We start from the raw sequence: 8,590 nt of genomic DNA on the forward strand, positions 1-8,590 counted from the left end.
CCCCACCGGCCTGTTCGTCGACGCCGCCGAACAGCTGATCGCCGGCCTGCAGCCCCAGGCCGACCCGGCGGCGACGCGCGGACGCCTATCGCGCCGGCTTCCGGGTCGAGGCCGCCTACGGCTGGACCGGCGTCCACTTCATGAGCGCGCCCTGGAAGGACGTGCCCCTGCTCGAGGACATGGCCCGCGACGGGGAGGCGCCCTTGCGGGTCTACAACAGCGTCACTCCGGACGGGGCCCGCGCGCTTTTCGCCTCAGGTCCGCGCAGTGTCGCCGACGGCCGCATCGTCACCCGAGCGGTCAAATACTACGCCGACGGCGCCCTGGGCTCGCGCGGCGCGGCCCTGTTCGAGCCCTACGCCGACCAGCCGGGCACGACGGGGCTGATGCAGGCCACGGCGGAAGAGGCCGTCCCGATCTACGAGGCGGCGCTGCGCTCGGGGATTCAGATCGCCACCCATGCGATCGGCGACAGGGGAAACGCCGAGGTCGCCGCCTGGTACACCCGGGCCCTTCGGGCCGTGCCGCCATCCGAGCGCCCGAACGGCGCCGACGTCCGCTGGCGGATCGAGCACGCCCAGATCGTGCGGCCGTCCGACTATCACTGGTTCCACGACCTGCCGATCATCGCCTCGATGCAACCCAGCCACGCCATCGGCGACCTGCATTTCGCACCCGCCCGACTGGGCGACGCCCGCCTGGACGGCGCCTACGCCTGGCATAGCCTGGTCGACCGGGGCGTCATCGTGGTGGGGGGCTCGGACGCCCCTGTCGAGCGCGGCTCGCCGGTGATCGAGTTCTACGCCGCCGTCGCCCGCCGCGACCTGGACGGCTTCCAGGGTCCGAACTGGCGGCCGAACGAAGCCGTGGACCGCGCGACGGCGCTGAAGATGTTCACCCTATGGCCGGCCTACGCCAGCTTCCGCGAGGCCGAACTGGGGACCATCGAGGTCGGCAAGCGCGCCGACCTGACCGCCTTCAGCGTGGATCTGATGACCGCGCCCGTCGCCGACATCCCCAGGGGCCGCGCCGTCCTGACCGTCGTGGACGGCGTGATCGTCCACAGGGCGGACTGAGGCGACGCCCGAAAAGCCGATGGGCCGACCCCTTTCCGAGACCCGCCCCGCCTTGATGATGTCGACCGATCCGCCTACAGGTGCGATCGGCTCCGCGGGCATGATGTAGTGGTAGCCTGAAAGCTTCCCAAGCTTTTCGTGCGGGTTCGATTCCCGCTGCCCGCTCCAGTCGCCCCTCAGGGGGCGACCTCGACCTCCACCCCCCGGCTTTCCAGGATGCGCTGCACGCTGTCGTCGCCCGCCAGGTGGGCGGCGCCGACGGCGACGAACACCGTTCCAGAGCCTTCCAGCAGCGTCTGGATCTGGCCGGCCCAGTCCGTGTTCCGGCGCACCAGCATGGCCTGGTAGACCTCTTCGCTCTCCTCGCGGAAATCCTGGACCCCGTACCGCTCGATGGCGGCCACGTCGCCGATCGCCCAGGCGCCGACCAGGCGGTCCAGTTCGACAGTGGCGTTGTCGAACATCTTCAACGTGCTGCGCAGGAAGGCCAACTGATCGGCTTCGGGCAGGCCGGCGATGATGCCGACCTGCTGGTCCAGGGTCTCGAAGCCGTGGATCGGCTTGCCGGCGGCCTGGGCCCGGGCCTTCAGCACCAGTTCGACGCCGGACTGCGGATCGTAGCCCGCCTTGACGACCGGCGCGATCGCCAGGGTCAGGGCGGCGAGCCAGGGACGGAAGGTGTCCAGGCGGTCGGCCGGAATGCTCATGGACGCCGCGGCCGCCCGCAGATCGACGGTCTCATCGGGCGTCAGCAGGCTGGAGAGAGGGCGGTCGGGTGAGAAGCCGTGCTGCATCACCAGGGGCATCATCGCCGCCTGATCGTCCGGGTTGGAGATCTCGAACCAGATCTGATCGGCGCTGTCGAAGGCGCGGTCGACGCGGGGCGAGGCCCAGGCCGTGGTCGGACGCAGAACGTGGACCGTGCCGAACAGGTAGATGGTGGAATCCGCGTCGCGGATCACCCACAGCGCCGGCCCGACGCCTTGGGCCTGAGGCGGGCCCGGCTGGCGCGGGCTGGCGCGGCGACCGCCTGGGCGAAACTGGGGGCCGCCTGGAAGGCGATGGCTCCGGCCAGGCCGAGACCGAGAGCGATTCCGAACAAGCCGCGGCCGGCGGCGGCGGCGGAGGATTTCAGGCGTTGGGCGAGCGTCATGCGGGGCTCCTGGAGGACAGGGAGGACGGGAGGAACGGGATCAGGCGAGGCCGCGGCGGATCGTGACGACCATGGAGACGACCAGATAGGCGCCCATCAGGACGACGTAGATGTCCCAGCCGGTTAGCGGCGGAGCCAGGTTGAGGCGTTCGGCGACGGCGCAGGCGAACAGCGCGGTGGAACCGATCCAGAAGGTCAGCGCCCCACTTTCCATCACGATGCGGCGGTAGAGTTCGTCAACAGAACGGTAGAGCTTCAGATTCAGGGCGGCGTGCAGGATCAGCAGCAGCAGGATCGCAGCGATGGAGAAGGTCGCGGGCGCGGCGGTCGCGGCCAGCATCGGCGGCAAGATCATCAGGACGCCGGACAGCACCACGACGGCGGCCTGGGTCCGCGCGTCCCGCAGTTCGCCGGCGCCCGCGGGGCCGTCCAGTTTCAGAATGCGGCCCAGGTCGCCGGGCGGAGCGCGGCGACGGCGGTTCCGAGGGCGACCGCGACCATGGCCATGGCCAGGATCGCCGCCGCAACGTCGGACCAGCGTGGCTCGGGCAGACCCGCACCCAGATCGGGGAACCAGCCGTACAGGGCCTGACCCGCGAAATAGCCGAGCACGCCGGCGACGGCGCCGATGGCGAGCAACCGGATCGTCTGGCGGGCCGCGTGGGCGGGCCAGGACGCGGGGCGTGGACCGGACATGGCGTCTCCTATTCCGAGAAGATGGATTCGATGGGTTGCCCGAAGACGCGGGCGATCTTGAAGGCCAGCGGCAGGGACGGGTCGTATCGGCCCGTCTCCAGGGCGTTGACGGTCTGGCGTGAGACCCCCAGGGCCTCGGCCAGGTCAGCCTGGCTCCAGTTGCGCTCGGCGCGAAGAACCTTGAGGCGGTTGTTCATGACAGGGCCCTCACCGCCGTTGCGCCCACCAGACTAGCCAGGCGACGCCGTAGCCGACGATCTGGCAGGTCATCATCAGGGCCAGGCCGGCGGCCAGGAGCTCATTGCCGCTGAGGGTGTCGACGTGCTCCTGCTCCCGGGCCAGGACGGCCAGAAGGATCGCGCCGCCGACCGCCATGCCGGTGCAGCCGCCCCACCACCACGCCCATTTGTGGGCCTCGCGCGCGGCCTCGTCGATGCCCCGCCACCACCACAGGCAGATCAGAAGGCAGCCGCCCATGGCCAGGACGCTGACAAGGACGGTCAGCGCCAGACCCAGCGGTCCGGGCCAGTCGCCGAAAATCCCGCCGCCGATCCCGGCCACAAGGCCGACCAGGCCCGCCACGCCCATGCGGACGGCGAACGCGCCAGGCCCTCGAGAGGGGATGATCGGTTTGACGGACGGCATGACAAGCTCCCCTGTCTGTTTGACAAGGATGTTTTACAAGGACTCGACAATCTGTCAAGCACGCTTGTCAAAGCCCGGAGACGGTCTCAGCCGCCGTCAGCGAGTTTCAGCTTGGGCGCCTGGGTCAACTCAGGCCGGCTCAGCGCGCGCGGCGACTGCTCGACCGGCGCCAGTTCCGGCAGCTCCTTGCCCTCGTGGTCGACATGCAGGTCCTCGAAACGGCGAGCCGAAACCATGACCTGGCTCTCCAGCGACCCGACGAACTGGTTGTAGCGGCCGACCGCGGCCTCCAGCGCCTTGCCCACGGAGGCGGCGTGGCCGCCCATGACCGACAGGCGCTTGTAGAGCTCCTTGCCCAGCTTGGCGACGTCCTCGGCGTTGCGGGCCTGCTCCTCGGCCCGCCAGCCGTAGGCGACGGCCTTGCACAGGGCGAACAGGGTCGTCGGAGTGACGATCACCACCCGCGAGGCCATCGCCTGGGTCATCAACTCGGGTTCGTGATCCAGGGCCGCGGCCAGGAAGGCGTCGCCCGGCACGAACATCGCCACGAAATCGGGGCTGGGCTTGAACTGGTCCTGATAGGCCTTGGACGCCAGCTGCCGCATGTGAGTCTTCAAGCTGGCGGCGATGCGTATCGATCGGGCCTGGGCGCGGGCGTCCTCGTCGCCCTGGTCGGCCGCCTCGTCGAAAGCCAGCGGGACCTTGGCGTCGATGACGAACATGCCGCCGCCCGGCAGGCGGACGATGAAGTCGGGCCGCTTCTGGCGGCCTTCTTCGTCGGCGTAGGACGACTGCTCCTCGAAGTCGAAGCGGCCGGCCATGCCGGCGGCCTCCAGCACGTTGCGGCAGGTCTGCTCGCCCCAGCGGCCCCGCCGACCGGTGTTGCCGCGCAGGGCCTCGGTCAGCCGGCGCGCCTCGTCGCGGGTGGCGGTCGAGGCGGTCATCAGCAGGGTCAGCTGCTCCTTGAGCCCTCCGGTCTCCTCGGCGCGGGCCTTCTCCAGCGCGACGACCTGCTCCTGGAATTTGGCCAGGGTCTCGGCGACGGGTTTCAGCTGGGCGTCCATCCGCTGCTGGGCCATGAGCTCCCGGTTGCGGAAGGTCTCGTCGGTGCGTTTCAGCAACTCCTCGGCCACCGCGCCGGCGGACTGGGCCGCCTGGGCGCGCAGCAGTTCGGCGTTGGCCGCGGCCGAGTCCTGAGCGATGCGAAGATGGGCCTCCGTCTCCGCATGGCGCTCCCGCAGCTCCCACGCCCGCGTCTCGGCGGCGGCGGCGCGGCGGCGTTCCATCAGGGCCCAGGCCAGGGCGACCAGGGCGACGACCGAAGCGGCGAGGAAGGCGACGAGTGAAGCGTTCATGCTCCGTTCCATAGCGGGAGTCGGGGGCGAGCGCCACGCACGGAGGCGATCAAGGCGCGATGTCGCGCTTGTCGCCGGTGTCTGGGATGTCGCCGATGCGATTGTCGCGGATGTCGCGCAGGAAATGTCTTGGTCGGATCGACCTCACGCCGGGCGCCGCGCCCTCAGCGCCTGGACGATGGTGCCGTCGTCCAGCCAGTCCAGCTCGCCGCCCACGGGAACCCCGCGCGCCAGGGAGGTGATCTCGACGCCCGAACCCGCCAGGCGCTCTGCGATGTAGTGGGCGGTGGTCTGGCCGTCGACGGTGGCCGGCAGGGCCAGGACCACCTCGCGGGCGTCGCCGCCCCGGACGCGTCCGACCAGTTCGGCGATACGCAGGGCGTCCGGGCCGATCCCGTCCAGCGCCGACAGCAGGCCGCCCAGCACGTGATACTTGCCACGGAAGGCGCCCGAGCGCTCCATGGCCCACAGCGCGCCCGCCTCCTCCACCACGCAGATCAGGCCGTTGTCGCGCGACCCGTCCGAGCAGATCGAGCAGGGATCGCGGGTGTCCGGCGCGCCGCAGACGCTGCACGAGGCGACCTTTTCAGCCGTCTCGGCCAGCGAGGCCGCCAGCGGAACGAGCAGCTGCTCGCGCTTCTTCAGCAAGGCCAGGGCCGCGCGCCGGGCCGAGCGAGGCCCCATGCCCGGCAGCTTGGCCAGCAGGCCGATCAGGCGTTCGATCTCGGGTCCGGCGGAGGCGGCCATGCTACTCCGCCGCCGGAACGCGAGTGGCCTGGCCGTAGACGACGCGCCACTGGCCGTCGCGCAGGGCCCAGACGTCGATGTAGCGCAGGGTCTGGCGGAAGGGCGTTCCGTCGAAGGTCCCGACGACGTCCACGGTTCCCCCCAGCGCCGCCCCGCCGGACCAGACGTGCTCGACCGGCTCGCGGACCACGACGGGCTGAAGGTCGAGCTTGGGCGAGGTGAATTCGGCGATGTGGGCGGCCTTTCCGACCCGGGAACCGTCGCCGCCGACCAGGACGTAGTCGTCCGCGATCAAGCGCTCCAGCGCCACACGGTCGCCTTCGATCTGGGCGCGCTCATACTCGTGCGCCTCCTGAGCCAGGGCGGACGGCAAAGACGGCGAATGTTGAGCCCACACCGCACCGGGCGCGACCAGAAAAGCCAAGACCGCCAGAAGGATCCGCACCGACGGCTTCAGAAAAGCTTGGGCATGCCGGGGATGTTCATCCCCGCCATGGGACCGGCCGCCTCGCGCATCAGGGCGGCGTTGACCTCGTCGAGCTTGCGCTTGGCGTCGGCGTGGGCGGCCACGATCAGGTCGGCCAGGATCTCGCCCTCGCCGGGGACCATCAGGCTGTCGTCGATGGTCACGGCCGTAACCTCGCCCGGCCCCTTCAGGGCGATCGCGACGAGGCCGCCGCCGGACGTGCCGGAAGCGGTGGTTTCAGCCATCTTGGCCTGGGCGTCCTGCAGTCGTTGCTGCATCGCCTGGGCCTGTTGCATCAGGGCGTTGAGATCTTTCATGGCCCCTAGATAGGGCCGATCCGCGCCCGGCGACAGGGCTTTCACGACCTGTCGCGCGAGGGCCTCGGGCAATCCGTAACAGTTTTTGTGACGAAACCTCTTGGCAAGGTCGGCGCGCGCCTATTTAGTATCCACACCAGTTGCAATTACTCACCCGGAGGGTTCCACCAATGGCTTTCGACTCGCTGCCCACCCGCGACCGCCCGCTGTCCGAATCGGCGCTGGCCCAGCTGTTCACCGAGGCGCGCACCCGCAACGCCTGGACCGATCGGCCGGTCGAGGACGGCCTGCTGCGCCGGCTCTACGACCTGACCAAATTCGGGCCGACGGCGCTGAACGGCACGCCCGCCCGATTCCTGTTCCTGACCTCGCCCGAGGCCAAGGCGAGGCTGGCTCCCCACATGGCCGACGGCAACCGGGAGAAGACCCTGCAGGCGCCGGTCAACGTCATCATCGGCCAGGACATCGACTTCCACGACCGCCTGCCCGAACTGTTCCCGCACGCCCCGAACGCCCGGGACTGGTTCGCCGACGAGGGCCATCGGCGCGAGAGCGCCTTCCGCAACGCTTCGCTCCAGGGCGGCTACTTCCTGATGGCGGCCCGCGCCCTGGGCCTGGACGTCGGTCCGATGTCGGGCTTCGATCCCGCCGGGGTGAAGGCGGAGTTCTTCCCCGGCTCGAACGTGGAGCCCAACTTCATCGTCAACCTGGGCTACGGCTCGGACGAGAACCTGTGGCCGCGCTCGCCGCGCCTGAGCTTCGAGGACGCGGCGGCTATTCTGTAGGCTGGTTCGACGTGTAGGGGACGGCGACGGCGACCATCCGCTCGAGCACGTCGCCCATCCGCCGCACCATCTCGACGGGATCGTCGGTCGTCCGGTTCTGGCCGACCGCCGCCGCGGCCAGGGTGTAGTCCGCCAGCACCGTGGAGACCTGGATCGCGCCTTCCCGGGTGGTCTCCCCAAGCTCGCGGGCCCGCTCGGGACGCCCGTCGATCTGGAGCGCCAGGTCGTAGGTGACCAGCACGCGAAGGTCGCCCGCGACCGCCAGGCTGCGTCCCCGCAACCCCCAGACGCCCGCGCCGTCTTCGACGGTGACCACGCACAGATGGCCCAAAGCTTCGTCGACGGCCATGGTCCGGAAGTGGATGATCTCGCCGTTCCCGCCGGGAAGACAGCCTTGGGGTTCGGTCAGCAGGACATAGTCCTGCGGGTTCTCCGGCGGGGCGGTGGCCGTCTTCTCGTCCCGGAACATGAATGAGGCGTCCATGTGCAGGAAGCCGACGTCGTCGGCGGTTCCGCCGACAGGAAGCGACGCCGCCACGATCTCGGGCGTCAGGCCCAACTCGACCCCGGGACTCTGCAGCCCATACTGCTCCATCATGGTGTCGAACTCGTTCGTCACCGAGGCGATGAAGCTGGACACCCACTCGACGGTGACCGGCGCCGTGGCGCCCGGAACATCTTGGCCAGGAGGCGGCGCTTCCTGGGCGAGGGCCGCCGGGGCCGCCAGCACGACGATTGCGGTCGCCAGAGCGGCCAGGGCGGAGCGGTTCGCGGTCATCGGCATCCCCTTCCTTGGAAGGCGACTATGTCAGGCTTGACGGCGCCCAGGGCAATCGCCGCGGGCCGGCACGTCGGATTCCGTCAGGTCGCCGCGCCGAACGCCCGCCCTACTGATCCTCGTCCGCCTCATCGGGAATGGCGGGCAGATCCACCGGCGCGGCGAGGGTGCGGATCTCGCCCAGCTTGGCGCCGGGGAAGGCTTCGAGCACGGCCTTGACGAAGGGATCGGCCTCGACCTCGGCGCGCTCCTCGGCGCGCTTGCGGCGGTCGATCTCGATCATCGTCTCGCCGCCGCCCTGGCCGTTGGCGGCGATCAGCCAGGTGCGGCCGGTCCAGTCCTTGAGCCGCGACGCCAGCCGCCGAGCCAGATCGACCGGTGCGCCCTCCACGCTTTCATAGGTGATCGCGCCGGGCTTGAAGGCCACGGGGCGAACATAGCGCTGCACGTCCATCTGCAGCCCGACCTCGCGCTTCTCGCCGATCAGGGCGACCACCGCCTCGAACGACTGGGGATCGGGCAAGGCGGGCGCCGCCACCGGCCGGGCGGCCAGCTGGGCGGAGGCCCCGCCG

The 8,590-nt window shown here is 70.2% G+C and carries 12 protein-coding genes, 1 tRNA gene and 2 pseudogenes; 3 read left to right on the plus strand and 12 right to left on the minus strand.

The features are described 5' to 3' along the window. Positions 1-122: 122 nt before the first annotated feature. Both AC2W7C_RS09610 and AC2W7C_RS09615 read left to right on the plus strand, forming a co-directional pair. Positions 123-1,076 (plus strand): annotated as a pseudogene (locus AC2W7C_RS09610) (amidohydrolase); the annotation flags it as partial. Positions 1,077-1,170: 94 nt separating this feature from the next. Further along, positions 1,171-1,244 (plus strand) — tRNA-Gly (locus AC2W7C_RS09615). Between the two features lie 8 nt (positions 1,245-1,252). Here the strand turns inward: AC2W7C_RS09615 and AC2W7C_RS09620 are convergent. The 10 genes from AC2W7C_RS09620 to AC2W7C_RS09665 all read right to left on the minus strand — a co-directional run bounded on the left by AC2W7C_RS09620 (position 1,253) and on the right by AC2W7C_RS09665 (position 6,455). Continuing rightward, positions 1,253-2,038: a TraB/GumN family protein gene (locus AC2W7C_RS09620; protein ID WP_486001238.1), complete on the minus strand. Its 786-nt coding sequence runs from the start codon at positions 2,036-2,038 to the stop codon at positions 1,253-1,255. Then, positions 2,035-2,229: a hypothetical protein gene (locus tag AC2W7C_RS09625; RefSeq protein ID WP_486001239.1), complete on the minus strand. Its 195-nt coding sequence runs from the start codon at positions 2,227-2,229 to the stop codon at positions 2,035-2,037. The genes AC2W7C_RS09620 and AC2W7C_RS09625 overlap by 4 nt, the downstream gene beginning before the upstream one ends. A 40-nt stretch (positions 2,230-2,269) precedes the next feature. Continuing rightward, positions 2,270-2,605, minus strand: coding sequence for a hypothetical protein (locus tag AC2W7C_RS09630; RefSeq protein ID WP_486001240.1), 336 nt, complete (start codon positions 2,603-2,605; stop codon positions 2,270-2,272). 59 nt (positions 2,606-2,664) lie between these two features. Further along, complete coding sequence (locus tag AC2W7C_RS09635) at positions 2,665-2,925, minus strand: hypothetical protein (RefSeq protein ID WP_486001241.1); 261 nt, start codon at positions 2,923-2,925, stop codon at positions 2,665-2,667. Between the two features lie 8 nt (positions 2,926-2,933). After that, positions 2,934-3,122: a helix-turn-helix transcriptional regulator gene (locus AC2W7C_RS09640; RefSeq protein ID WP_486001242.1), complete on the minus strand. Its 189-nt coding sequence runs from the start codon at positions 3,120-3,122 to the stop codon at positions 2,934-2,936. A gap of 10 nt (positions 3,123-3,132) precedes the next feature. Beyond that, positions 3,133-3,570: a hypothetical protein gene (locus tag AC2W7C_RS09645; RefSeq protein ID WP_486001243.1), complete on the minus strand. Its 438-nt coding sequence runs from the start codon at positions 3,568-3,570 to the stop codon at positions 3,133-3,135. Between the two features lie 86 nt (positions 3,571-3,656). Continuing rightward, positions 3,657-4,925: a DNA recombination protein RmuC gene (locus AC2W7C_RS09650; protein WP_486001244.1), complete on the minus strand. Its 1,269-nt coding sequence runs from the start codon at positions 4,923-4,925 to the stop codon at positions 3,657-3,659. 144 nt (positions 4,926-5,069) lie between these two features. Beyond that, positions 5,070-5,672: a recombination mediator RecR gene (gene recR / locus AC2W7C_RS09655; protein ID WP_486001245.1), complete on the minus strand. Its 603-nt coding sequence runs from the start codon at positions 5,670-5,672 to the stop codon at positions 5,070-5,072. A 1-nt stretch (position 5,673) separates the two neighbouring features. After that, a complete protein-coding gene (locus tag AC2W7C_RS09660; RefSeq protein ID WP_486001246.1) occupies positions 5,674-6,117 on the minus strand; it encodes a nuclear transport factor 2 family protein in 444 nt (147 codons plus the stop codon). Between the two features lie 8 nt (positions 6,118-6,125). Then, positions 6,126-6,455 carry a YbaB/EbfC family nucleoid-associated protein gene (locus AC2W7C_RS09665; protein WP_486001247.1) on the minus strand — a complete coding sequence of 110 codons (330 nt, stop codon included), beginning with the start codon at positions 6,453-6,455 and terminating at the stop codon, positions 6,126-6,128. 170 nt (positions 6,456-6,625) lie between these two features. Between AC2W7C_RS09665 and AC2W7C_RS09670 the strand changes: the two genes are divergently transcribed. Next, positions 6,626-7,240: a malonic semialdehyde reductase gene (locus AC2W7C_RS09670; protein WP_486001248.1), complete on the plus strand. Its 615-nt coding sequence runs from the start codon at positions 6,626-6,628 to the stop codon at positions 7,238-7,240. Here the strand turns inward: AC2W7C_RS09670 and AC2W7C_RS09675 are convergent. Further along, positions 7,230-8,018: a hypothetical protein gene (locus AC2W7C_RS09675; protein ID WP_486001249.1), complete on the minus strand. Its 789-nt coding sequence runs from the start codon at positions 8,016-8,018 to the stop codon at positions 7,230-7,232. The genes AC2W7C_RS09670 and AC2W7C_RS09675 overlap by 11 nt on opposite strands. Before the next feature lie 109 nt (positions 8,019-8,127). Continuing rightward, a pseudogene (locus AC2W7C_RS09680) lies at positions 8,128-8,590 on the minus strand (DNA polymerase III subunit gamma/tau); the annotation flags it as partial.

It is taken from the genome of Brevundimonas sp. CURTG3B2_SDJG (assembly GCF_057364705.1).